General features: G+C 61.0%; 26 protein-coding genes. 17 read left to right on the forward strand and 9 right to left on the reverse strand.

The features are described from left to right. The first annotated feature begins 476 nt into the window (after positions 1 to 476). Complete coding sequence (locus tag FGD77_RS13505; RefSeq protein ID WP_255010504.1) at positions 477 to 1,142, forward strand: L,D-transpeptidase; 666 nt, start codon at positions 477 to 479, stop codon at positions 1,140 to 1,142. Positions 1,143 to 1,199: 57 nt separating this feature from the next. On the opposite strand, the gene FGD77_RS13510 is transcribed toward FGD77_RS13505, so the two are convergent. From FGD77_RS13510 to FGD77_RS13530, 5 genes are all read right to left on the reverse strand, one after another. After that, positions 1,200 to 1,490 (reverse strand): hypothetical protein, encoded by a 291-nt coding sequence (locus FGD77_RS13510; RefSeq protein ID WP_255010514.1) that lies wholly within the window; start codon positions 1,488 to 1,490, stop codon positions 1,200 to 1,202. Positions 1,491 to 1,737: 247 nt separating this feature from the next. Continuing rightward, entirely contained in the window at positions 1,738 to 3,045 is a 1,308-nt protein-coding gene (locus tag FGD77_RS13515) for an HlyC/CorC family transporter (RefSeq protein WP_255010515.1), read from the reverse strand. A gap of 114 nt (positions 3,046 to 3,159) precedes the next feature. Continuing rightward, positions 3,160 to 4,137: a tyrosine recombinase gene (locus FGD77_RS13520; protein ID WP_255010516.1), complete on the reverse strand. Its 978-nt coding sequence runs from the start codon at positions 4,135 to 4,137 to the stop codon at positions 3,160 to 3,162. Next, positions 4,134 to 5,663 (reverse strand): hypothetical protein, encoded by a 1,530-nt coding sequence (locus FGD77_RS13525; RefSeq protein ID WP_255010517.1) that lies wholly within the window; start codon positions 5,661 to 5,663, stop codon positions 4,134 to 4,136. Before FGD77_RS13525 ends, FGD77_RS13520 begins: the two co-directional genes overlap by 4 nt. After that, positions 5,650 to 5,799 (reverse strand): hypothetical protein, encoded by a 150-nt coding sequence (locus tag FGD77_RS13530; protein ID WP_255010518.1) that lies wholly within the window; start codon positions 5,797 to 5,799, stop codon positions 5,650 to 5,652. Before FGD77_RS13530 ends, FGD77_RS13525 begins: the two co-directional genes overlap by 14 nt. A gap of 116 nt (positions 5,800 to 5,915) precedes the next feature. On the opposite strand from FGD77_RS13530, the gene FGD77_RS13535 reads away from it, so the two are divergent. From FGD77_RS13535 to FGD77_RS13565, 7 genes are all read left to right on the forward strand, one after another. Next, positions 5,916 to 6,467 carry a shikimate kinase gene (locus tag FGD77_RS13535; RefSeq protein ID WP_255010519.1) on the forward strand — a complete coding sequence of 184 codons (552 nt, stop codon included), beginning with the start codon at positions 5,916 to 5,918 and terminating at the stop codon, positions 6,465 to 6,467. Further along, on the forward strand, positions 6,464 to 7,588 hold the full coding sequence (gene aroB / locus FGD77_RS13540; protein WP_255010520.1) for a 3-dehydroquinate synthase: 1,125 nt from the start codon (positions 6,464 to 6,466) through the stop codon (positions 7,586 to 7,588). The genes FGD77_RS13535 and aroB overlap by 4 nt, the downstream gene beginning before the upstream one ends. Positions 7,589 to 7,699: 111 nt before the next feature. Continuing rightward, positions 7,700 to 8,512 (forward strand): TIGR00282 family metallophosphoesterase, encoded by an 813-nt coding sequence (locus FGD77_RS13545; protein WP_255010521.1) that lies wholly within the window; start codon positions 7,700 to 7,702, stop codon positions 8,510 to 8,512. Then, positions 8,509 to 9,462, forward strand: a complete 954-nt coding sequence (locus tag FGD77_RS13550) for a DMT family transporter (protein ID WP_255010522.1) — start codon at positions 8,509 to 8,511, stop codon at positions 9,460 to 9,462. Before FGD77_RS13545 ends, FGD77_RS13550 begins: the two co-directional genes overlap by 4 nt. A 38-nt stretch (positions 9,463 to 9,500) precedes the next feature. Next, positions 9,501 to 11,240, forward strand: a complete 1,740-nt coding sequence (locus FGD77_RS13555) for an SLC13 family permease (protein WP_255014220.1) — start codon at positions 9,501 to 9,503, stop codon at positions 11,238 to 11,240. 95 nt (positions 11,241 to 11,335) lie between these two features. Continuing rightward, a complete protein-coding gene (locus tag FGD77_RS13560) occupies positions 11,336 to 12,076 on the forward strand; it encodes a YebC/PmpR family DNA-binding transcriptional regulator (RefSeq protein WP_255010523.1) in 741 nt (246 codons plus the stop codon). A 185-nt stretch (positions 12,077 to 12,261) separates the two neighbouring features. Further along, on the forward strand, positions 12,262 to 12,846 hold the full coding sequence (locus tag FGD77_RS13565; protein WP_255010524.1) for an HNH endonuclease: 585 nt from the start codon (positions 12,262 to 12,264) through the stop codon (positions 12,844 to 12,846). A 30-nt stretch (positions 12,847 to 12,876) separates the two neighbouring features. On the opposite strand, the gene FGD77_RS13570 is transcribed toward FGD77_RS13565, so the two are convergent. Both FGD77_RS13570 and FGD77_RS13575 read right to left on the reverse strand, forming a co-directional pair. Continuing rightward, a complete protein-coding gene (locus FGD77_RS13570) occupies positions 12,877 to 13,293 on the reverse strand; it encodes a DUF1801 domain-containing protein (RefSeq protein ID WP_255010525.1) in 417 nt (138 codons plus the stop codon). A gap of 498 nt (positions 13,294 to 13,791) precedes the next feature. Continuing rightward, complete coding sequence (locus FGD77_RS13575) at positions 13,792 to 14,238, reverse strand: MarR family winged helix-turn-helix transcriptional regulator (RefSeq protein ID WP_255010526.1); 447 nt, start codon at positions 14,236 to 14,238, stop codon at positions 13,792 to 13,794. 245 nt (positions 14,239 to 14,483) lie between these two features. On the opposite strand from FGD77_RS13575, the gene FGD77_RS13580 reads away from it, so the two are divergent. From FGD77_RS13580 to FGD77_RS13620, 9 genes are all read left to right on the forward strand, one after another. Next, entirely contained in the window at positions 14,484 to 14,900 is a 417-nt protein-coding gene (locus tag FGD77_RS13580; RefSeq protein ID WP_255014221.1) for a VOC family protein, read from the forward strand. A 23-nt stretch (positions 14,901 to 14,923) separates the two neighbouring features. Continuing rightward, the gene (locus FGD77_RS13585; protein ID WP_255010527.1) at positions 14,924 to 15,286 is read left to right on the forward strand and encodes a DUF1428 domain-containing protein; all 363 of its coding nucleotides are present in this window, start codon (positions 14,924 to 14,926) and stop codon (positions 15,284 to 15,286) included. Positions 15,287 to 15,291: 5 nt separating this feature from the next. Continuing rightward, positions 15,292 to 15,528 (forward strand): YdeI/OmpD-associated family protein, encoded by a 237-nt coding sequence (locus FGD77_RS13590; protein ID WP_255010528.1) that lies wholly within the window; start codon positions 15,292 to 15,294, stop codon positions 15,526 to 15,528. A 2-nt stretch (positions 15,529 to 15,530) separates the two neighbouring features. Next, positions 15,531 to 16,325, forward strand: a complete 795-nt coding sequence (locus tag FGD77_RS13595) for a VOC family protein (RefSeq protein ID WP_255010529.1) — start codon at positions 15,531 to 15,533, stop codon at positions 16,323 to 16,325. After that, positions 16,322 to 16,804, forward strand: a complete 483-nt coding sequence (locus tag FGD77_RS13600; protein ID WP_255010530.1) for a VOC family protein — start codon at positions 16,322 to 16,324, stop codon at positions 16,802 to 16,804. The genes FGD77_RS13595 and FGD77_RS13600 overlap by 4 nt, the downstream gene beginning before the upstream one ends. 75 nt (positions 16,805 to 16,879) lie before the next feature. Beyond that, positions 16,880 to 17,551, forward strand: coding sequence for a glutathione S-transferase family protein (locus FGD77_RS13605; protein WP_255010531.1), 672 nt, complete (start codon positions 16,880 to 16,882; stop codon positions 17,549 to 17,551). A gap of 37 nt (positions 17,552 to 17,588) precedes the next feature. Further along, a complete protein-coding gene (locus FGD77_RS13610) occupies positions 17,589 to 17,933 on the forward strand; it encodes a VOC family protein (protein WP_255010532.1) in 345 nt (114 codons plus the stop codon). A gap of 242 nt (positions 17,934 to 18,175) precedes the next feature. Beyond that, positions 18,176 to 19,258 carry a GumC family protein gene (locus tag FGD77_RS13615; RefSeq protein ID WP_255010533.1) on the forward strand — a complete coding sequence of 361 codons (1,083 nt, stop codon included), beginning with the start codon at positions 18,176 to 18,178 and terminating at the stop codon, positions 19,256 to 19,258. Between the two features lie 23 nt (positions 19,259 to 19,281). Beyond that, on the forward strand, positions 19,282 to 20,094 hold the full coding sequence (locus FGD77_RS13620) for a sulfotransferase family 2 domain-containing protein (protein WP_255010534.1): 813 nt from the start codon (positions 19,282 to 19,284) through the stop codon (positions 20,092 to 20,094). Here FGD77_RS13620 and FGD77_RS13625 read toward each other — a convergent pair. Together FGD77_RS13625 and FGD77_RS13630 are read right to left on the reverse strand one after the other, a co-directional pair. Beyond that, positions 20,078 to 21,085, reverse strand: a complete 1,008-nt coding sequence (locus FGD77_RS13625; protein ID WP_255010536.1) for a glycosyltransferase family 2 protein — start codon at positions 21,083 to 21,085, stop codon at positions 20,078 to 20,080. The two genes, FGD77_RS13620 and FGD77_RS13625, sit on opposite strands and share 17 nt — an antisense overlap. Positions 21,086 to 21,136: 51 nt before the next feature. Next, the gene (locus FGD77_RS13630) at positions 21,137 to 22,024 is read right to left on the reverse strand and encodes a glycosyltransferase family 2 protein (protein WP_255010539.1); all 888 of its coding nucleotides are present in this window, start codon (positions 22,022 to 22,024) and stop codon (positions 21,137 to 21,139) included. Between the last annotated feature and the right edge of the window lie 9 nt (positions 22,025 to 22,033).

The raw sequence follows: 22,033 nt of genomic DNA on the forward strand, positions 1-22,033 counted from the left end.
GACTTATCTTTCACGCACATCGTTGTTTTCACGGCTCGCGTTGACCCTTGCTCGTGAACATCACCTTCTGTTCAAATCCTGACTGCTGTAGAAATGCCCCGCGAGCAACGGGATATCTACGCGCGTAATGCGATTGGTATCGTGCCTATAATGTGAACCGGTATCGAGAAGAGCGTGAAAACAAGAAGATAACTCCGTGCAGCCCCGCGCGGAAGCGCCGCAAAAGCCCGGTCTCGCCCGCTATCGCCAACGCAATAAGATCGAAAACACTTTCGCCTGCCTGAAAGGCCGACGTCGGATCGCAACCCGCTACGGACCGCTGCGCGAAAGTGTTCCTCGCAGCCTGTGCGCTCGTCGCTGACGTCATGATCTGGCCATGAGCCTTGACCCTGGTCACGCAATTGGAACTTTACTTGATGATGTATGGTTTGGTAACCGATGAACAGTCGAGCCGCCCAAACGAGGATCATGACCCAATGTTGACCAGACGCCACTTCGTAATTTCCGCTGCGGCCTTGTTTTCGGCCCCGATTTCTGGCGCGGCATGGGCCGGTCCAACATCGGACAGAACGAAATGGTCGAAATGGGATGCTCAGGTAACACCTGCGAATTATAATCCTGCGACGTCGAACCCCTGGGGTTTCGCCCCACGTTTCCTGCCGCAACGTGTCGAGGCGAATGACGGGCTGAGACCTGGCGATATTCATGTCGATGCTGTAGCGAGATACCTTTATCACATTCGCGGCGACGGCACCGCGATGCGGTATGGCGTCGCCATCGCGCGCGGAGACCTTTACGAGCCGGGAAACTACACGATCCGCCGGAAGGCCAAATGGCCGACATGGACGCCGACCCCGGCCATGATCAAGCGTGATCCCGGTATTTATGCCCAGCACGCCGATGGCATGAATGCCGGCCCCAACAACCCGCTGGGATCGCGCGCATTTTACCTTTATGTCGGCAACAGGGACACTTATCTGCGTATTCACGGTTCGCCACAGCCGCGCTCGATCGGGGGGCGGGCCAGTTCGGGATGTGTGCGCATGGTCATGGCGCATATCAACGACCTATACGGACAGGTCGCGACCGGGTCGACGGCCCACCTGTATCCTCCCGAGGATCGGCTTGCGGCGCGAAGCTGAGATTAGCCCTGACTGGCGCGCGCCCGGCAAATGCCGGGCGCTGGTTTTCTGGTGCGGTCAGCTTGCCGCGGAGGCGTCCGCAGGTTGCAAGCAGATGGGCCGCCCTTCGACGGACCTAAGCGGCAGGAATGTCGTCTCGACAGGTCCGGCGTAGCGATAGATGTAGCACTTGGTCGTGGGATCAATTCGCACAGCCGTCAGATCCTGATACGGCGCGGCAAGCGCTAGCACGCCCTCGGGTAGATCCTTGATGAATTGACCGGACGGAGCATTGCTCCCCCCCTCAAAATCCTCACAAGCCGCGAGAAGCAACGGCGTGCACGCCAACAACCATGCAAATTTTTTCATAAACGGTATCCCTTCAAGTTGATGCAGAATGGTCGATTCTGCCCCGGAGAACCAGCGCTTACTGCGATTTAAGTGCGCGCCTGTGCCTGCTTTCTCTTTCAGCCACGGCCCGCGCGTCACGTGGTTCGGGCGGGTATTGTGCCGGTGTGAAAATCAGCGCTCCTGAAAACGGACGGTCCATCGCCTTTCCCTGATTGGGGATCGCGGGCTATCGCAACGACGTCGGGGCAACCGCGCCCTGATGGTGTCAGATCTGGCCGATCTTCAGCCGTGTGATACGGTTATCCTTGCGCGCCACGACCTCGAACCTGAAGCCGTGGAAATTGAACACCTGATTGACCTTGGGAATCATCTGGGCCTCGTGAATGACCAGCCCGGCGATGGTGTTGGCGGCATCGTCGGGCAGGGACCAGTCGGTGGCACGGTTCAGATCGCGGATCGTCATTGCGCCATCAACAAGGTACTGATTGTCTTCGCTGCGGCGGATGGGGTGTTCGGCGTCGGTGTCGAACTCGTCCGTGATCTCGCCCACGATCTCCTCCAGGATATCCTCCAGCGTGATCAGACCCTGAAGCGAGCCGTATTCGTCCACGACCAGCGCAAAATGCGTGCGCATACGCAGAAACTGGCGCATCTGGTCGTCCAGCGTTGTGGTTTCGGGAACAAAGTAAGGCTTCATAACCACTGTCGTGATATCGAAATTGCGCCACGCGCTGGCGCTGCCGCCCTCGCCGAGGGCCAGTTTGTGCATGGCGCGCAGCAGATCCTTGGAATGGACGACGCCGATGATATTGTCGGGATCGCCGACGTAGACGGGCAGTCGGGTGTGGGGTGATTTCAGGCACTGATCCAGGATCGCCCCCGGTTCGAGCCCGGCGTCGATCATCTCGATCTGGCTGCGGTGGCGCATGATTTCCTCGACGGCGCGTTCGCCCAGATCCAGCGCGCCCAGGATCCGGTCGCGGTCTTCCTTTTCGACGACGCCCTCGGAATGGCCCAGGTACAGCGCGCCGGCGATTTCCTCGCGCACGGCCAGAACATTGCTGTCGGGGTCGGTGCGTACGCCGAACAGGCGCAGGATCAGCCGAACAAAGATGCGCACCGCCGACACAACCGGCGAGAACAGGCGAATGACAACGGTGATGGCCGGGGCCACGCGGCTGGCGGCGACCTCGGCATTGGTGATGGCGTAGGTTTTGGGCAGCACCTCGGCAAATATGAGGACCAGCAGCGTCATCACCAGCGTGGCCAGTGCCACGCCCGAATCTCCCATGAGCCGGGTGAAAAGCGCCGTGGCCAGCGACGTCGCCAGAATGTTGACCAGATTGTTGCCCAGCAGGACCGACCCGATCAGCGTCTCGTTGTCCTCGGTGATGGCCAGCGCCCGCTCGGCGCCCTTGTCGCCCTTGTCGGCACGCGCACGCAGCTTGCCGCGCGAGGCGGCGGTCAGGGCTGTCTCGCTTCCCGAGAAAAGACCGGACAGGACAAGCAGCGTCAGGATGGCACCCCCGGTCAACCAGAATGCCATGTCGAAAATCGGGGCTGTCGCGTCCATCGGGTCCTGTGTCCTTTTATACCAACGGAGTTATGGGGTGCGCGGCGCGGGCGATCAAGGGATGATGACCGGTGCGGCGGTGTGGCGTGGTCCATGGTCGCGACGCGGAGCGGGTTATTCGCCCTCGTCGGGTGCGGGCGTGTCGGGCCCAGGTTTGCGAGGCGCCGCCTGAGACAGGGGGTGATGCTCCAGCACCAACGCCGACAGGCGCGCGTCCAGAACATGGGTGTAAATCTCGGTCGTGGCGACGTCGGCATGGCCCAGCAGGGCCTGAATCGCGATCAGATCGGCGCCATGGGCCAGCAGATGGGTGGCAAAGGCGTGGCGTAATGTGTGGGGTGTGACCTTGGCCGGGCTGACGCCGCCGGTGACGGCCATTTCCTTGATCATCGCGTAAAAACGGTGGCGCGTCAGGTGCCCCAGCTTGCCCGAGGAGGCAAACAGATAGGGCGATGGCACCGCGCCGCGCGCGCGCTCGGCGCTGGCCGCGGCATCCAGCATGGCCAGCCAATCCTGTAGCGCGCTGCGGGCGGGTGGGGACAATGGCACCATCCGCTCCTTGCCGCCCTTGCCGCGGATCAGCAGCATCTGCGGATCGCCGCGCGCCGCGGCCACAGGCAGCGATACCAGCTCGCTGACCCGCATGCCGGTGGCATAGAGCAGCTCCAACAGGCAGGTGTTGCGGCAGCGATCGCGCGCGTTGCGTCCGGTGCAGCGCGCGGCCTCCAGCAGGCGGTCGACCTCGTCCTCGCTGACGGTCTTGGGCAGGCGCGCATCGCGGCCCGGCCCCTTGATCTGAACCGCCGGGTTGTCGGCGCGCAGCCGGTCCTCGAACGCAAAGCGATAGAGCTGCTTGATCGCCGACAGGCGGCGCGCACGGGTGGATTTGGCCAGTCCCTGCGCCTCCAGATCGATCAGGTAGCGTTCGATATCGCCGCGCTGCGCCGTGGCCGGGCCAAGATTCGCGCGCGTCAGCCAGCCGGTGAAATCGCTCAGATCGCGTGCGTAGGCGTCCAGCGTGTTGCGCGCCGCGCCCTGTTCCGCCGCCTGCGCCTCAAGAAACGCATCGGTCCAATGGGCGTCTGAACTCATTCGCCGGGCCGCAGAATCAGCGCCTGCAAGGCGGCGCGGCGGGCGGTATCCTCCAGCCCGACGGTGCGCAAAGTGCCCAGCGCGGCGGCCATTTCGCCCGGATCGCCGCTGGCGCGGTCAAATTGCAGCGCCGCAGACAGCACGGCCTCGCCCAGTTTGCCCTGACGGATCAGCAGGGCATGATCCGGCGCGGCCTGTGGCGGCTGGGTAAAGGCGCCGGCGAGTATTTGCCCGGCGCTGTCCCCGGCCAGCGCGGCATTGGGGCGGCCCTGCGCCAGTCCGGCCAGAAACTGCGCCTCATCGCCAGGCGGCGGGCTGGCGGCGGCAGCTTCGTAATCGGCGGTCAGCAGGGCAATGCGATAGGCCAGCGCACCTGCCTCGCCCGTTAGGTCAGCCGCAGCAAGCCGCGCGCCGAAGATCTGCGCAAACGGGATTTCCAGCCCCTCGTCGCCCATCCGAAGCCATGCGGCATTCAGCGCGGTGTCGATCCGTCCCGGTGTGCCGCTGTTCAGCGCCGCCTCCAGCTTCTGGATCGCGGCGACCCTGTCCCAGACCCCGCCCGAGGCGGCAGGCCGCTGGCGTGTGTAAAGCCCCATCAGGCGGCCCGCCGCCAATGCGCCCGAGCGGGTCAGCCGCTCGGCTGCCTCGATCTCGGCCTTCCAGCCGACGGTGCCGCGCAGATCGGCCATGGCGTAGGCCGCGGGCAGGCCTCGTGTGGGCAGAGGGCTGCCGATCGCCTCGAACAGGCGAAAATCCAGCGGCGTCGGTTGATCCATCGGGGGCGGCGGTGCGGCGGTTTCGGACATTTCAGGATCCAGAAACTGCTCCAGCAGTGCCGCGCGCGGCCCCTCCCATGTGCCCAGCGCGCGGCCGGTGTCGAACAGCAGCACCGCGGTAGGCCAGTCGCCTGTTAATGCGGTGCAATAGATCTGCGCGGCGTCATCGTTCAGCAGGCCCGGCGCCGCGCGAAGATCGGTGCATGCCTCGGTCTCGGCGCCGTGCAGCAATGACAGATCGAACCAAGCGGCAAAAAGGGCAGGGCGCAGCGGCCCGGCCCGCGCCAGCAGTTCATACGCAGGCTCGACTGCACCGAACCGCCGCAGAACGGCGATCCGCGTGCGCAGATAGGCGTCCGCATCGCCGCGCGGCGGTTCGGCCTCGGCCAGCAGAAGGGTGTGATAGAGCGCCTGGATCGCCGCAGCCGGTTGCGTGCCGGCACTGTCCCAGAGCGCGGTCAGATCGGCGGCGTTGCTGGCGGCCCACATATCGGCAGGCAGCCCCGTAACCGATGGCGGCAGCAGCCCCACCGCGCCGGTCGTCGCATCGCCCAACGGCGTCATTTCAATGTGGGGTATCCTTGCGTGCCCCGCAACGGGCGGCTCGGCCGGGTGGGGCGCCAGAGTGGTCGGCACCTGATCCAGCCAGTCAATCGCTGAAAGAGGCCTCTGGCCGATCTGCTGCGCCTGCGCAGGCAAGCACGGCGCCAGCAACAGTCCGGCAACCAAAAGTAGCTTAATTCGCGTCAAGAATGATTTCCTTGCGAATCTCATTGGAGGGTGGATTGAAATCTGCGCCAAAAAACGGCCCCAGATAGGCGTAACCGACCAGCGCGATAAACGCGAGGATGGTGAGATAAAACAACCATTTGATAAGTTTGAACACGATGCGCCTGCCTGCCTTGCCGTTTGTTTTGCCAACTTATAACTGGCCTTTTGCGCAAGATCACGCCATTCAATCTCTAAATACGAAATTTGGGCGGGGGAGTGCCGAGATTGGCCATGGCAAGGGCGGGAAAACTGAAGAAAACCGTAGTGATGGTCGGCATGATGGGCGCAGGCAAGACCGCCGTGGGTCGCGCGCTGGCCTTGCAACTGGGGGTGCCGTTTCTGGATTCCGACGCCGAACTCGAAACCGCCGCCGCCATGACCATCGCCGAGATTTTCGCCCGCGACGGCGAGGCGTTCTTTCGCAGCCGCGAGACCGAAGTGATCGACCGGCTGCTGTGCGGTGAGGCCTGCATCCTGTCGACCGGGGGCGGCGCGTTTCTGGCGCCGCGCAATCGCGCGCTGATCTCGGCCAAGGCGGTCTCGGTTTGGCTCAACGCCGATCTGAAGCTTCTATGGAACCGGGTAAAGCACAAGGATTCCCGGCCGTTGCTGCGTACTTCTGATCCTTTTCAAACCCTGCAGGACATCTATGAGGCACGCGTGCCGATCTATGCCGAGGCCGATCTGGAGGTCGTCTCGCGCGCCAGTTACACGATAGACAAGATGACAACCCAAGTGATCGCGGCGCTGGCCACGCGTCCTGACGTTATGGAGGTGCTATGACCGAAATGCTCACGAAAGCTGTTCATGTTCCGCTGGAAGGGCGCGCCTATGACGTGCTTGTCGGTCCCGGCCTGCTGGCCCGGTCCGGCGCGCTGATTGCGCCCTTGCTGCGCCGCCCGCGCGTGGCGGTCGTCACTGACGAAACCGTCGGCGGACTGCACCTGGAGCCCCTGCGCAAGGCATTGGAGACACAAGGAATTTCCATGACGGCGCTTGCCCTGCCACCGGGCGAGGCGACGAAATGCTGGGCGCAGCTGGAGCGCACAACCGAATGGCTGCTGGAGGCTCAGGTCGAGCGCGACGATATCGTGATCGCCTTGGGTGGCGGCGTGATCGGTGATCTGGTCGGCTTTGCGGCGGCCATTCTGCGGCGCGGCGTGCGCTTTGTGCAGATTCCAACCAGCCTGCTCGCGCAGGTTGACAGTTCGGTCGGGGGCAAGACGGGCATCAATTCGCCGCGCGGCAAGAACCTGATCGGCGCCTTTCATCAGCCCAGCCTCGTTTTGGCCGATATCGAAATGCTCCAAACCATGAAAAACCGCGATTTCCTCGCTGGTTACGGTGAGGTCGTAAAGTACGGCCTGCTGGGGGATGCCGCCTTTTTCGACTGGCTGGAGGCGCACGCGCCCGGCATGGCCGCTGGTGACGAGGCGGCGCGCATCCATGCGGTCGCGCACTCGGTCGCCATGAAGGCGGCTATCGTCGCGCGTGACGAGACCGAACAGGGTGACCGCGCGCTTTTGAACCTTGGCCACACCTTCTGTCACGCGCTCGAGGCGGCGACGGGCTATTCTGATCGTCTGCTGCATGGCGAGGGTGTCGCCATCGGCTGCGCTCTGGCGTTCGAGTTGTCAGCGCGGATCGGCCTGTGCGCGCAAGAGACCCCCAGCCGCGTGCGGGCACATCTGAGTAACATGAATATGAAGGTGGATCTATCTGATATAAAAGGAGACCTCCCCGATGCAGAAGGTCTTCTTGCGCTCATGGGGCAGGACAAAAAGGTACAGGACGGTCATCTGCGCTTTATTCTTGCGCGCGGCATCGGCAAGGCCTTCATCACGTCTGATGTTCCACGCGCCGCCGTCCTGTCGGTTCTGGAGGACGCGTTGGCACAGCGCTGACCCTCTGCCTTTCAATGTTCTGTAAATACTCAAATTCCGCCACGCGCCACAGGCCGCAGTGGCGGTATTGGCCCCTTGCGCCCGCGCCGCGCGCATCTTAACACGTCGACCATGAAACTCCTTTTTCTCGGCGATGTCATGGGGCGCGGTGGGCGCCGCGCGGTTGCGGAACGGCTGCCTCGGCTGCGGGCCGACTGGGGGCTCGATTTTGTCGTGGTCAACGGCGAAAACGCAACCGGCGGTATGGGTCTGAGCGGCGAACATGCCAAGGGCCTGCTCGAGGCGGGCGCCGATTGCGTTACGCTGGGTGATCACGCGTTCGATCAAAAGGACATGCTGCGCGCCATCGAAAGCGAACCGCGGATTATCCGCCCGCTTAACTTCGCCAAGGGCGCGCCGGGCCGCGGCGCGCGGGTGTTTTCGGACGCGCGCGGGCGCAAGGTTCTGGTGACGCAAGTGCTGGGGCAGGTGTTCATGAAACGCGCCTTTGACGATCCGTTCTCGGCGCTGGACGCGACATTGCGCGCCAACGTGCTGGGCGGTGCGGTTCAGGCGGCCATCGTGGATATCCATTGCGAGGCCACGAGCGAGAAGATGGGCGTTGGCCATTTCTGCGATGGTCGTGCCAGTCTGGTTGTCGGCACGCATACCCATATTCCAACCGCCGATGCGCAGATCCTGCCGGTCGGCACCGCCTATCTGTCGGATGCGGGCATGTGCGGTGACTACAACAGCGTCATCGGCATGGAAAAGGACGAGCCGCTGCGCCGCTTTGTCACCGGCATGGCCAAGGGCCGGTTTGCGCCGGCCATGGGCGAGGCCACGCTATCGGGTGTCTATATCGAAACCGACGATCGCACCGGCCGCGCGACGCGAATCGAAATGGTGCGCCAGGGTGGCAGTCTGACTCCGGCGGGTCCGTGACACCCCGCGACCTTGGCCCGTACGGCATCCTACTGGCGATGGGCGCGGGCTGGGGGCTGAGCGTGCCGCTGGCCAAGCTGGCGGTCAGCACCGGACATCAACCGCTGGGCCTGATCTTTTGGCAAGAAGTGGTCGTTGTTGCGTTGCTGGGCACGATCTGCGCCCTGCGCGGCAAGCCGCTGCGGTTGGAGCGGCGGTTTTGGCGGCTATACATCGTGATCGCGCTCTGCGGTGCGGTGCTGCCGGATATCTTTTTCTACTTTGCCTCGGCGCGCCTGCCGGCAGGGATCATGGCGATCGTGATCGCCAGTGTGCCGATGTTTTCGCTGCCCATTGCGCTGGCGCTGGGAAACGAGCAGTTTGCTTGGCAGCGCCTCGCGGGTCTCGGCTTTGGCTTGGTGGGCATCCTCTTGCTGATCGGCCCCGAGGCCAGCCTGCCCGAGCGTGCGATGGCCATCTTCATCCCCGTCGCCCTGATCGCGCCGCTGCTCTACGCGACTGAGGGTAATCTGGTGGCAAAATGGGGCACCGATGGGCTGGATTCGATGCAGACGATCCTTGGTGCGTCGATTTTGGGGCTGATCATCACGTTTCCGCTGTCGCTGGTCACCGGCCAGTGGATCAATCCGCTGGACAGTTTCGGCGTGCCTGAACTGGCGCTGGCCGCTTCGGCGGCGCTGCACGGAATCGTCTACGCCGTCTATGTGTGGTTGGTGGGGCGGGCAGGATCGGTCTTTGCCGCACAGGCCAGCTATCTGGTGACGGGGTGTGGAGTGCTGTGGTCGATGCTGCTGCTGGGCGAGCGGTATTCGCTTTGGGTCTGGCTGGCATTGAGCATTATGATGGTGGGCATTGCCATGGTGCAGCCGCGGGCGCGCACGCATCCGCTTGCGCGACAGTCGACCATCGGCGATCATGGCGTGCACACACAGGGGCAGGACCGAATTTGATCGCATACTTCGATTTGTCACAGACCACTCAGGCGCTGATGACGCTGGCCGTGGTGGCAGTCATGTTCGTGTTCTTCGTGCGTGAAACCCACCCGACCGAGGTGGTCGCACTGGCCGGGGCAGGGACCATGTTGGCGCTGGGGCTGCTGCCCTACGAGTCTGCGCTGGAGGTTCTGTCGAATCCGGCGCCCTGGACCATCGCGGTCATGTTCATCATCATGGGGGCGCTGGTGCGCACCGGTGCGCTGGCGGCGTTCACATCGCTGGCGGACCGGCAGGCGCGCAGCAACCCCAAGCTGGCCGTTGCGATGCTGATGGTGATGGTGATCATCGGCTCGGCTGTGATGAACAACACACCCGTCGTCGTGGTGATGATCCCGGTTTTTGTGCAGCTCGCCCGCACGATGAAAACCCCGGTCTCTCGCCTGCTGATACCGCTCAGCTATGCCGCGATCCTTGGCGGTACGATGACATTGATCGGCACATCGACGAATCTGCTGGTTGACGGCGTTGCCCGCGCCCGCGGGTTGGAGCCGTTCGGGATTTTCGAGATCACGCCGCTTGCCATCGTTCTGGTCACCTGGGGCATGCTCTATCTGCGGTTTCTCGGGCCGATACTGCTGCCGCACCGTGACAGCATGGCCGACATGCTATCGGACCGCAGCCGGATGAAATTTTTTACCGAGGCCGTGATTCCCCCTGACAGCAACCTGATCGGGCGCGAGGTCACCGGCGTGCAACTGTTCAAGCGCGAGGGCGTGCGCCTGATCGACGTGGTGCGCGGCGACCGGTCCTTGCGCAACGATCTGACCGGCGTCACGCTGGAGCTGGGCGACCGCGTGGTGCTGCGCACCCAGATGACCGAGCTTCTGAGCCTGCAAGCCGACAAAAGCCTGAAGCGTGTTGATCAGGTGTCGGCGGTCGAAACGTCGACTGTCGAGGTGCTGATCACGCCCGGTTGCAAGATGGTTGGCCGCTCGCTCGGGTCGCTGCGGCTACGGCGGCGCTATGGGGTTTATCCGCTGGCGGTGCACCGGCGGAACCAGAATATCGGCCGGCAACTGGATACCCTGATCGTCAAGATCGGGGATACGCTGCTGCTGGAAGGCGCGCCCGAGGATATCAGGCGACTGTCGTCCGAGATGGACATGGTTGACGTGTCCGAACCGTCTGCACGCGCCTTTCGGCGCGGCCATGCGCCCATCGCGCTGGGGGCGCTGGTCGGGATCGTGGTGCTGGCGGGGCTGGGTGTGGCGCCCATCCTGTTCCTGTCGATCCTGGCCGTGGTGATTGTGCTGGTGACGCGCTGCATCGATGCCGACGAGGCGTTCAGTTTCATCGACGGTCGGCTTCTGGCGCTGATCTTTGCGATGCTGGCGATCGGGGCAGCGCTGGATCATTCCGGCGCGGTGCAACTGATCGCCAACACCTTGGCGCCCTACATGATGGCATTGCCGCCCTTTGCCATCGTGCTGGCGGTCTATCTGCTGGCGACCACCCTGACCGAAATCGTGTCAAACAACGCCGTTGCAGTGGTGATGAGCCCCATCGCCATCGGTCTGGCCGATGTGATGGGGGTCGACGCGCGCCCGCTGGTGGTGGCGGTGATGTTCGCGGCGTCGGCCAGTTTCGCCACACCCATCGGTTATCAGACCAACACGCTGGTTTACGGGCCGGGGGGGTACCGTTTCACCGATTTCTTGCGCATCGGCGTGCCGCTGAACCTGAGCCTTGCGCTGATAGCGTCGGCGCTGATCCCGCTGATCTGGCCGCTCTGACGGGTGCGCATCGCGGACGTGCCCCCCTTGCACCGCAGCGGGCCCCTGCCATATAGAAGCGCAAACCTCCACCCTCGATGACATAAGGAACGTTCATGGCCGGCCACTCGAAATGGGCAAATATCCAGCACCGCAAGGGGCGTCAGGACGCAGTCCGCTCCAAGCTGTTTTCCAAGCTGAGCAAGGAAATCACCGTCGCCGCCAAGATGGGCGACCCGGACCCGGATAAAAACCCGCGCCTGCGCATGGCCGTCAAGGAGGCCAAGACGCAGTCAGTGCCCAAGGACGTGATCGACCGCGCGATCAAGAAATCTCAGGCAGGCGACGGCGACGATTACGAGGAAATCCGCTATGAGGGCTATGGCCCCAACGGCGTGGCCGTCATCGTCGAGGCGATGACCGACAACCGCAATCGCACTGCCAGCACGGTGCGTAGCACGTTCACCAAGAATGGTGGTAATCTGGGCGAGACCGGCAGTGTCGGCTTCATGTTCGAGCGAAAGGGCGAGATCGAGTATGGCGCTGATGTGGGTGACGGCGACACCGTGATGATGGCCGCGATCGAGGCCGGCGCCGAAGACGTGCAGAGCGGCGAGGACGGGCACACGATCTGGTGCGCCGATACCGATCTGAACGACGTCTCCTCCGCGCTCGAGACGGCCTTGGGTGAAAGCGAAGCGACGCGCCTGACATGGCGGCCTACGACCACCACTGAAATGGATCTGGACGCCATGCAAAAGCTGATGAAGCTGATAGACGCGCTGGAGGATGACGACGATGTGCAGCGCGTCACCACCAATTTCGAGGCCTCCGACGACGTAATGGCGCAGCTTTGATCTGCGCCCGGCCATGGGTGGCGGTGCAATAGGGCACAGCCCGCGCCGTTTCCTGCCAATAAGCTGCCAAAAGGGCGCGGGACAAATGCCCGCCTGCGCCCTTCAATCCAGTTCTTGCCAGACGGCGAGCGCGGTATATATTCCAAACTGAGACTGGTCGGCACAGACAGGAGTCACAGGGTAGGATGGACGCGGATTTCAGGACTGAATTCGTGCGCACGCCGGGCAGCCTGAAGCAGTATCCCGCGCTGGTCCTGAATGCAGACTACCGCCCGCTTAGCTATTATCCGTTATCGCTGTGGTCGTGGCAGGACGCGGTCAAGGCGGCCTGGCTGCACCGTGTAGATATCGTTGCCGAGTATGATCATGTCGTTCACTCGCCCAGCACGCAGATCCGGGTGCCATCGGTCATCGTGCTCAAGGATTTTGTCCACCCGCGCAAGCGCATCGCCTTTACGCGATTCAACCTGTTCCTGAGGGATGAATTTCGCTGTCAGTATTGCGGCGCACACGGCGATCTGACGTTCGACCACGTCGTGCCGCGCGCGTCGGGGGGGAAAACCAGCTGGGAAAATGTGGTGGCCGCATGTGGCCGCTGCAATCTGCACAAGGGCGCCCGAAGCCTGACCCGCTCAGGGCTGAGCCTGCGCCGCCCGCCTCGCGCGCCGGAGCCCGAGGAGGTGCGCAACCTCGGACGCAAATTCCCGCCGGGCCACCTGCATTCCAGTTGGCTGGACTTTCTATACTGGGACGCCGAACTGGAGGCTTGAAGGAGCGCGCTTGGGGGCTTGTGACCCGAGCTACAACTTCTCACCGGGCAGTTTGCTTGCCTGCCTGACCCACTCCATGAACTGGTCTTCATCAAATTCGTCGCCCTCGCGGATATTGAGGTAACGGATCTTGTCCTGCTTTGAGCTTTCCGGCGGAACAGGATCAAGCGAAGTGCCGTCAAAGAACGTGACCTTCACGTATTTCGTGAAGCAGTGGTAACTTAGAAACCAAACGTCCTTTTTCATCCCATAGAAAGGCGAATTCCATTTGACGGCCTTGGTTGCGTCGGGAACAGCTTGGCCGATCAAATCATCGAGGCGTCGGCCGATATCTTTTTTCCAGTCAGGCATGGCATTGATATAATCCTGTACCGGCCCGTTTCCGTAGCCCTTTGGGATCTGTGGATTGCCTCCGGAGAGTAATTTGGGATTGCCGCCTGCGCTCATGTGTTTTGCCCTTAAATCCTTACAGAGGCGAAATCACCCACCGCCCCACTGCAATAATCACGCAAACTGCCGCGACAGCCAGCCAGTAGACCATTGGGCCATTCTGCGCGGCACCAGCCTGAAGATGAACGCCCGAAAATACCAGCATTTCGGCTGCAATCCCGATTGCCGCAAGGGGCACCGGCCAGCCGAGAGAGGGCGCAAGCGCGGACACAACCATGCCAACCGCGTCTGAAGGACCCAGAGGATAATATTCATGAGCTAACGCCCTTCGATTTCATATCAGTCGAGATTGGACACCACCTGTTCCAGCTTGTCGAGAAACCGAGTCCAGCCGGAGATTGCGCCACGATAGGTCTGTCCCTGATCGGTGCCAAACCCGGTCTCGATCGGCGTCTATGCATAATTCAAAGCTATAGGGCTATGAGTTTGCACGTCTTGTAGAAGCAGGGCGACATTTTTGGGTAGATCGGTAGCTTCCCGGGACTGTCTTGACGCTTATCGCCGCTCTTCAGATTCAACGCCCGCGACATCTTTTAGCGTGTTCAATTCGGCGCGAAGGGTATCGACATCGCCGTCCAGCGCGCGCTCGATCTCTTCGTGTGTGGCGATCCAGATCGGGATCGCCCGTTCCAACAATGACAGTCCGTCGTCGGTCAAGGTCAGCCGCCGGGCGCGGCGATCCCGAGCGTCGGGGGTGACGTTCAACAGCCCGCGTCGCTCTAGTGGTTTAAGATTGGCTGTCAGCGTCGTGCGGTCCATCGCGAGAAGGGTGGCGACCGATCCGACAGTGGGCGGCTCGGGCCGGTTCAGCGATATCAACAGCGAGAATTGCCCGCTTCTGAGCGCGACGGGGCGTAGCGCCTCGTCGAACCGGCGGGCAACGGCACGGGCCGCGCGCTGCGTGTGCAAACACAGACAGCTGTCCCGGACGCGCAGAGTCATGCCGAAAGTGGCGTGCGTGGGAACTATCCTAGACATGACAGAGTTTAAGTTGATATCAAAGTAACTGTCAATCGAATCGCAGAAGAGTGACGACCAACAATCCGCCCCCGGCGGCGGATCTAGCTGAGGAGTCGGAGGTGCGTTGCTGCCTGACCCATGCCCGAAGGGTGCGGGGCCGACTGGTACCGGATTTTGAACGACTTACGCCTCGTGCCTACCACAGGAAAGGAACACCCGTGACCCAGATGATCTTCGTCAACCTCCCGGTTGCAAATCTTCAGACCTCCACAACCTTCTATGAGATGTTGGGCGCAACAAAGAACGAAACCTTCTCGAACGAGACGTCCTCGTCCATGGTGATCAGCGACACCATCACTGTCATGCTGCTATCGCACGAGCGCTGGCGCGATTTTACGTCCAAGCAGATTCCCGATGCCAAACAGTCGGCGCAGGTTCTGCTCTGCCTCTCCGTAGAAAGCCCGGAAGCCTGTGATGCAGCGGTGGACGCAGCCGTGAAAGCTGGCGGCGCTGCTGACCCGACACCGAAACAGGACCATGGCTTTATGTATGGCCGCTCCTACGAGGATCCGGACGGCCATATCTGGGAAGTCATGTGGATGGATATGCATGCGATGCAAAAGGCAATGGCCGCGCAAAATTGATCAAACAGGAAAGGAAATGACCCATGAGCTATATCAGTGGATTTGTGATCCCGGTGCCGACAGACCGCAAGGAAGATTACCGGAAAATGGCGGCCGACGCGGCCGAGATGTTCCGGGCCTACGGTGCAACCGAAATCATGGAGGCCTGGGGCGAGGACGTGCGTGACGGCAAGGTGACCGATTTCAAACGCGCGGTGCAGGCAAAGGATGACGAAACAGTCGTGTTTTCGTGGATTGTCTGGCCCGACAGGGCGACGGCCGACGCCGCCGAGAAAAAGATGGAGGCTGACGAGAGCATGAAACCGCCCGCCGATGCGCCGTTCGACATGAAACGGATGATCTGGGGCGGGTTTGCTCCGATCTTCGAGATGGGGCGGCAGGAATAATAGGAATGACCGCCCGGCCCAGACACGAGATGCCGGACGACGTGCGCGCGGCCCTTGAAAACTCCGGGATGCGCAAGGCCTATGACGCCCGGCCGCCCTATCAGCGCAATGACTACATCGGGTGGATCACCAAGGTGAAGGCGCCCGAAACGCGGGCTGCGCACATCCAACAGATGCTCGACGAGTTAAAGCACGGCGACGTCTACATGAAGATGGATTGGAACGGAAAGCAGGAGGAATGACGATGGCCAACCGCGACGGAACCCCGATCTGGTATGAGCTGATGACCGATGCGCCCGATGCGGCGCAGGATTTCTATGGCAAAGTGATGGGCTGGAGCTTTCAGAAGCCGCCGGGTGGACTGGAGCGCGACTATCGCATCTTTGCCGCCAGTGACGGCCAAGACGTGGGCGGCATGATGCGCACACCAGAGCATGCAGAGGGAAGACCTGCGACCTGGGATGCCTATTTCGGCGTGGCGGACGTGGATACCATGGCCGCGAAGGTGGAGAAACTTGGCGGACGCATTCACATGGAACCGCAGGATATCCCCGGCGTCGGTCGCTTTGCCTTCGTCGCTGACCCGCAGGGCGCAACGTTCTACCTGATGCGCGGCGACAGCGATGGTCAAAGTACCGCATTCGATCAGATGAAGGCAGGACATTGCAGCTGGAATGAGCTGGTCACGTCCGACCAGACGGCGGCGCTGGGCTTCTACGGCAAACTTTTTGGCTGGAAGAAGACAGGGGCAATGCCGATGGGGCCGAACGGCGACTACACCTTTTTCGGCCAGAGCGACACCGACATGATCGGCGCGATGATGAACGCGCAGGAGGCGGGGAGGGACCCGTTCTGGAACTTTGCGTTCACCGTGACCGACATCGATGTCGCCAAGGCCGCGGTCGAGGATGGCGGCGGCACCGTCACCCACGGGCCGATCGACCTGCCAGGCGATGAGGGCGATTGGCTGATTCAGGCCGATGACCCGCAGGGCGCAAAGGTGATGTTCACCGGCAAGCGCAAGCAGGGGGCAGTATGATGGACAAGATCAGCACATTTCTCTGGTTCGACGGTAACGCCGAAGAAGCGGCAGAGTTCTACACCGGCCTGTTTCCAGATAGCAGTATTGAAGAGGCGACCCGCACCACGATGGATTATCCCGGTGGCAAGGTAGGTGACGTGATCACCGTCAGCTTCACGCTGTCGGGTCGCAGCTTTGTCGCCATGAATGGCGGCCCGGACCATCCGTTCACCGATGCGATCTCGCTTTCCATCGACTGCGCCGATCAGGCCGAGGTGGACCGCTATTGGGATGCGCTGTCAGACGGCGGCGAACCTATCATATGCGGCTGGATCAAAGACCGCTTTGGCCTGCACTGGCAGGTCACCCCGCGCATTCTGCCGCAGCTGTTGGCTGATCCGGATCGTGCCAAGGCGAAACGCGTCATGAACGCGATGACGCAAATGGTGAAGATAGACGTGGCCGAAATTAAGGCGGCGGCGGACGGAAAAGCGTGAAGATTCAACCGAGTTGGCAAAGGACTGCCTTGGGTGAAAACCGGGGAATAGACGCGTAAACAAGGAGGCATCGCAATGAAAGACAGCCAGCTTACCGTCACCGCCTACGACTGGGTGCCCGGCTTTGCTCAGGGCCACGTCCGCGATCTGCGGGTTCGATGGGCGCTGGAGGAGGCGGGATTTCCTTACGACGTCGAGGTTATGGCGCAAGGCACGCAGAAGAAGCCCGCACATCTGAAGCGGCAGCCCTTCGGACAAATCCCCACGCTCGAGATTGACGGCCAAACCATGTTTGAAAGCGGTGCGATTCTCTGGCGTATCGCCGAGGCAAGTGCCGCCCTGTTGCCCGACGATGCCGCCGCGCGTGACCGCGTGCTATCGTGGGTATTCTGCGCACTCAATACGCTGGAGCCACCCGTCGGTATGCTCGCGACGCTGGAGCTGTTTGTCAGTGACAAGGACGCCGCCGCGCGCCTGCGCCCGGAAATCGCGGCTGCCGTGACCGGCGTGCTCGAACGCCTCGTCGTGGCATTGGGGGATAAGCCGCATATTGTTGGCCATTTCACGGTCGCCGATATCGTGCTGACGACGGTGCTTCGTGACGTGCCGGACGACCTGTTGGCCGACCTTCCGTCACTCCGCGCTTATGTTGATCGGCACACGGCACGGCCGGCGTTTCAGACAGCCCTTGCCGGGCAGATGACACTCTTCGCGGAGAATGCCGCGAAATATGAAAGGGCAGGCTGACAACGATGAGGAACACGCGCAAACAAGGAGATCGAGTATGAACGTCAGAGATATCTTCCTCAGTATCAACGCCCGCGACTTTGACTCCCAAACAGCATGGTGGACGACCTTCATTGGGCGGGAACCGGACAGAAGACCAATGCCAAGCTGCCAGGAATGGGATCTGGCACCGTCTGTCCTGTTTCAGGTGCTGGAGTCGCCGGACAACGGTCCCACGGACGTGTCCCTGCGCATCGACAACTTGAACGCTGAGATCGCGCGGTTGCGCAAAACCGGCGTCGACGTGCCGGACCCGGAGAAGGTCGACGGCTTCGACACTCTACGCTGGTCCGCTTTCACCGACCCTGAGGGAAACAAGGTGAACCTGCTGGAAGGTACATGAGGGCGTTTGCCGAAGAAGTCTCACGTTCCTTATATGCAACATCACAGTAGTACGGCTGATCATGGCGCGCCTTGCTCAGCCGTATCGGCGGCAGCGGGCGACGGTCAGATTTGGTCACACTGCCGCTGACCGAAAAAACTGTCGCGAGCCAGCCTCCGCAACTAAGGTTACAAACCACTACTTACAGCGGTAAATCAATCATGATACCCCTGCGCGACAATCCGGGAATGGGGGTGTAGATCATGTCGGACGATCACGAAATTGACGGTCGGCTCTCGGACGGTGGCGTGGTTGATGTCGGTCGGGTCATCGGCAGTTTGCTGGCGGGCTGGGTCACCATTGTCTGTGCAGCGCTTCTTGTCAGCGGGATCGCCGTGCTTACAACTCTCACGCTTCCTGATCAATTCAGTGCGGTGGCGCGGATCATCATTGAGCCCGAGCAGAGAAAGCTAACTGGTTTCTCAGCGTCCGAAGCCATCAAGCCAGTTAGCGAGGCGATGATCGAAAGCAACGCGGAGATCATCAAATCAAACCGCGTCTTGGAGCAGGTCGTTACCGAACTTTCGCTGCAGGAGAACGATCTTTTTCTTGGCACGTCGGGCGCCCCTTCGGATGGTGCCGATGTGAGCGGGATTGATGACATGCCCAGCAGGTTAGCGCTCAAGAAACTGAGCGAGGTCCTGCTGATCAGGCCTGTGGGCAATTCCATGATATTGTCCATCCGGGCGACCACAGAAGAGCCGGTGTTGTCCGCTGAAATCGCAAATACAGTTGCCGAGAAATTCATTCTCGCCGAGCAGAAAATCAAAGTGGACCAAGCCCAAGCAGCCAACTTGTGGCTGATGGAGCGACTTACCGATCTTCAGTTGCGTGTCAGTGAGTCGTCTAGAAAGCTGGAGACATTCCGCACCCAAACTGGCGATATGACCGAACGCCAGGTAACGGAAACAGCAAGGCTTCTTTTCTCACTCGAGCGCGAACTGGAACTTAGGCAGGCACAGGCAGATCGTTCGACCCGTGAGAGCCTGGAGACACGTATTAAGAACACTAAGGCGGAACTTATTGATCTAACATCAAGAATCGTGACCTTGAATGAGTTGGAACGTCAGGCAAAGGCCGACAGTGTGCTTTATGAAAGGCTTCTGGAGCGCGCCAGAGAGATGCAGGAATTGGAAACCTTTCAATTGTCTAGCGTTCGCATCGTAGCGGATGCTCTGCCCCCGCTTGAAAAGAGTGCGCCCGCAAGAAAGCTGATTGTCGTGCTTTGCTTTGTGTTGGGAGGCGCGATTGGTGCCGGGATCGTAATCCTACGTGACCCAAAATAGATCGAAAGCGATGCAGATCCGTAATGGCCAGTAATTCAGCGCAAAACATCCGTCGTATCAGGACCTACAGCCGTAGGTTTCTGGCGATGACCGGCGGACCGCTGGCGCATCGCTGCTTTTTTATGCACGTTCCAAAATGTGGCGGCACCAGTGTTGCAGAAGCGCTATACGCGACTGTCCCCATGAGCGAACGCATCGGCGTAATCGATGCCAATGCAACACGTCGCGCAACGGCAATAATAGAGGCGGGCAAAAACGAAAAGCTGCTCTACCACGATGATCTGGCCACCGGAGCGTCGGTGTTCGAGCTTCGCGAGAAACAGCTTCTTATGCACATGGCCTGGGACACGCAGTTGATCCACGGTCATGTCTTGTTCAGCGACATTGCCGATCATCATTTCGGTTCGACCTACAAATACGTCACCCTCCTCCGTGATCCGGTGTCGAGGCTTGTGTCAAACTACAATGGTTCCGTGGCGCATGGTCTGACGACTGTTCCGTTCAAGGAATATCTGGAAAGCGACATCGCGCGATACCATGCGCTGACAGTGCTGAGATATTTTTCCGGGCAACACCTCATCCTACCGGGATCCGAGGGCGAGGCTGTCGAAGTTGCGCTTGAAGTAGCCAAAAAGTTCGCTGTGATCGGGTATTTGGATGATCTGGGCAAGTTCTGCGACGATTTTGGAGCCGTTTTCGGGCGAAAACCGCGGATCTTTCACTACAACAAGCGCAGCAAGGGCGCTTATCGCCCTGATGAGGCAGAACTGGCACGCTGCCGCCGGCTTTTGGAGCCTGAAATTCGTTTCTGGGATACGCTCAGATCGCGCGACTGACAGGCCCTCGGTCACGTCGCCCAAGCGCTTCCCGGATGAACCCGGCGGCCCAGCCGAGATGGATGATCGCCAACGCAGGGCCGGACCACAAACCGCAAACCTCTTTGTGTTTCGCCCCCATCCAGATGCTGGCGAAAACAAGAAGCGAACCATAGGCGACCGGCCAAACCAAAAAGACCGGGTTCAACAGGCCAAGCGGGATCGTCAGGCAGAGCAGGATCAGGTTGATAACCGGAAGCATTTGTCGCGGTCGCGGCAGAATCCGGTGCTTGAGTACCGTCCGTGCGCGTCCACGTCCATAACGAAAATATTGCCGCAATAGCGCCGTGGGAGAGGAGCGCATGAAATATTTCATGCGAATATCGGCGGCCAGCCAAATCTTTCCGCCGGTTTGCACCAGCCGATGATCGTACTCAGCGTCCTCGTTGACGGCGAAGGTGGGATCGTAGCCGCCAACCTTGCGAAACCAGTCTATTCGCATGCCCGCATGGTGACCGTGATCGACATATCGCGACGTGATGCCCCCCCGATGCGCCGAGCCGCCAGACCCCAATTTTGTGTCCACGATCCAGGCGGCGCCTTTAGCAAAGCAGGTGTCGAACACCGCATCCATGACAGTTGTGACTGACGCCACGTCTTTGGCACGAAGCGCCTCGACCACTTTGGCGACATAGTTGGCGGGGTAAACCGAATGTGCATCGCACCTCACAAGATATTTGTGGTGTTGCAAGGCGTGCTTTTCGATCGCCAGATTGACCGCCGCTGACTGCAACCTGTCTGGATTGTGTAGAAGGGTCACGTTGTCAAAATCCCGTGCGACCCCTTGGACGATGGCGCAGGTCCGGTCCGTGCTGCCGCCGTCCGCGACGATCAGCATGGCATGGCGCATGGTCGGATCATTGCCCAGTAATGACCGAATACAGCGCTCAATATGCCGCTCTTCGTTCAGAGTGGGGACAACGATTAACACATCGCTGTTTTCATGCCCCATCAAAAGCACCTTCGGTAGTGCCAACCGCCAAAAACATTCATCCCGATCGCCTTACCCATAGCTTTCCCGCTCGGCGATGTTGAGACATCCGGCGACGACGCCCGAATGGAACACCCCCCGAAGATACCAGTATCGCCATTTTGTGGGATTCCAAAAAAACAGGACCGTCGCAAGAAAGGAAAATGCGGCCTTCAACAGGGCCCGTAATGCCAGCCCAAGGCGTTCTCCCGACCCGTCAACCGAGACAACATAGGTCTGCCCGACACGAAAACGACGGCGCGCCAGCCAGCGAAAGCTTTGGCGTTCTGGTGTGACTGGTTCGCGAACGATGGCGTCCGGTGCAATCTCGAACCGCGCGCCGAGCCGTCCAAGCCGATAGAAGAACTCGGTATCCTCGCCGCCCGTTTTACCACGCGCGACGTCAAATCGTTCGCCCTGCCATGGCGCACCCTGCCAGCGCAACAGCACATTCCCTGCGCCCCCTGTCTTTACAGTGTCTTTGTTGCGTTGCGGTCCGGGGGCGTGCAACTGCAACTCGCGCATCCATTGAGGCGCATCGGGCGCGAAGATTGATTTGGTGACGCCGAATATCCCGTCTACCCCGGTGTCCCTTTGGCGATTGACGAGTTCGTTCAGCCAATCATTATCGGCAATTTCGTCGTCGTCGATAAACGCGATCCAAGGGCTGTCGGCCGCATCCAGACATGCATTTCGCGCGATAGAGATATTGCTGCCGGGGGCATGGATGAATCGTATCGGGCGCCGCAAATGATCCGGCAGATCCTGTATGTGGGGCGCCGCCGTCGGCTCGTCATCGTTGTCGACGACTGTAATCCGCACCTCAAAGCCGTCTGGCACGTCTGCGTCAAGGACGCTTTGGATCGTGGCGCGTAACTGGCGTCTGCGAAATGTGCAAATCAGGACATCGATACGTTCCATGCGGCTTAG

The organism is Roseovarius sp. M141, assembly GCF_024355225.1.
Taxonomy (GTDB): domain Bacteria; phylum Pseudomonadota; class Alphaproteobacteria; order Rhodobacterales; family Rhodobacteraceae; genus Roseovarius.

Excerpts from the sequence above, each read along its gene's own strand:
- FGD77_RS13590 (WP_255010528.1), top strand. The coding sequence starts at position 15,292 with ATGACCGCCCGGCCCAGACACGAGATGCCGGACGACGTGCGCGCGGCC.
- FGD77_RS13615 (WP_255010533.1), top strand. The coding sequence starts at position 18,176 with ATGTCGGACGATCACGAAATTGACGGTCGGCTCTCGGACGGTGGCGTG.
- FGD77_RS13610 (WP_255010532.1), top strand. The coding sequence starts at position 17,589 with ATGAACGTCAGAGATATCTTCCTCAGTATCAACGCCCGCGACTTTGAC.
- FGD77_RS13585 (WP_255010527.1), top strand. The coding sequence starts at position 14,924 with ATGAGCTATATCAGTGGATTTGTGATCCCGGTGCCGACAGACCGCAAG.
- FGD77_RS13545 (WP_255010521.1), top strand. The coding sequence starts at position 7,700 with ATGAAACTCCTTTTTCTCGGCGATGTCATGGGGCGCGGTGGGCGCCGC.
- FGD77_RS13505 (WP_255010504.1), top strand. The coding sequence starts at position 477 with ATGTTGACCAGACGCCACTTCGTAATTTCCGCTGCGGCCTTGTTTTCG.
- FGD77_RS13575 (WP_255010526.1), bottom strand. The coding sequence starts at position 14,238 with ATGACTCTGCGCGTCCGGGACAGCTGTCTGTGTTTGCACACGCAGCGC.
- FGD77_RS13520 (WP_255010516.1), bottom strand. The coding sequence starts at position 4,137 with ATGAGTTCAGACGCCCATTGGACCGATGCGTTTCTTGAGGCGCAGGCG.
- FGD77_RS13560 (WP_255010523.1), top strand. The coding sequence starts at position 11,336 with ATGGCCGGCCACTCGAAATGGGCAAATATCCAGCACCGCAAGGGGCGT.
- FGD77_RS13625 (WP_255010536.1), bottom strand. The coding sequence starts at position 21,085 with ATGGGGCATGAAAACAGCGATGTGTTAATCGTTGTCCCCACTCTGAAC.
- FGD77_RS13595 (WP_255010529.1), top strand. The coding sequence starts at position 15,531 with ATGGCCAACCGCGACGGAACCCCGATCTGGTATGAGCTGATGACCGAT.
- FGD77_RS13535 (WP_255010519.1), top strand. The coding sequence starts at position 5,916 with ATGGCAAGGGCGGGAAAACTGAAGAAAACCGTAGTGATGGTCGGCATG.
- aroB (WP_255010520.1), top strand. The coding sequence starts at position 6,464 with ATGACCGAAATGCTCACGAAAGCTGTTCATGTTCCGCTGGAAGGGCGC.
- FGD77_RS13565 (WP_255010524.1), top strand. The coding sequence starts at position 12,262 with ATGGACGCGGATTTCAGGACTGAATTCGTGCGCACGCCGGGCAGCCTG.
- FGD77_RS13515 (WP_255010515.1), bottom strand. The coding sequence starts at position 3,045 with ATGGACGCGACAGCCCCGATTTTCGACATGGCATTCTGGTTGACCGGG.
- FGD77_RS13555 (WP_255014220.1), top strand. The coding sequence starts at position 9,501 with ATGACGCTGGCCGTGGTGGCAGTCATGTTCGTGTTCTTCGTGCGTGAA.
- FGD77_RS13510 (WP_255010514.1), bottom strand. The coding sequence starts at position 1,490 with ATGAAAAAATTTGCATGGTTGTTGGCGTGCACGCCGTTGCTTCTCGCG.
- FGD77_RS13600 (WP_255010530.1), top strand. The coding sequence starts at position 16,322 with ATGATGGACAAGATCAGCACATTTCTCTGGTTCGACGGTAACGCCGAA.
- FGD77_RS13580 (WP_255014221.1), top strand. The coding sequence starts at position 14,484 with ATGATCTTCGTCAACCTCCCGGTTGCAAATCTTCAGACCTCCACAACC.
- FGD77_RS13605 (WP_255010531.1), top strand. The coding sequence starts at position 16,880 with ATGAAAGACAGCCAGCTTACCGTCACCGCCTACGACTGGGTGCCCGGC.
- FGD77_RS13630 (WP_255010539.1), bottom strand. The coding sequence starts at position 22,024 with ATGGAACGTATCGATGTCCTGATTTGCACATTTCGCAGACGCCAGTTA.
- FGD77_RS13570 (WP_255010525.1), bottom strand. The coding sequence starts at position 13,293 with ATGAGCGCAGGCGGCAATCCCAAATTACTCTCCGGAGGCAATCCACAG.
- FGD77_RS13620 (WP_255010534.1), top strand. The coding sequence starts at position 19,282 with ATGGCCAGTAATTCAGCGCAAAACATCCGTCGTATCAGGACCTACAGC.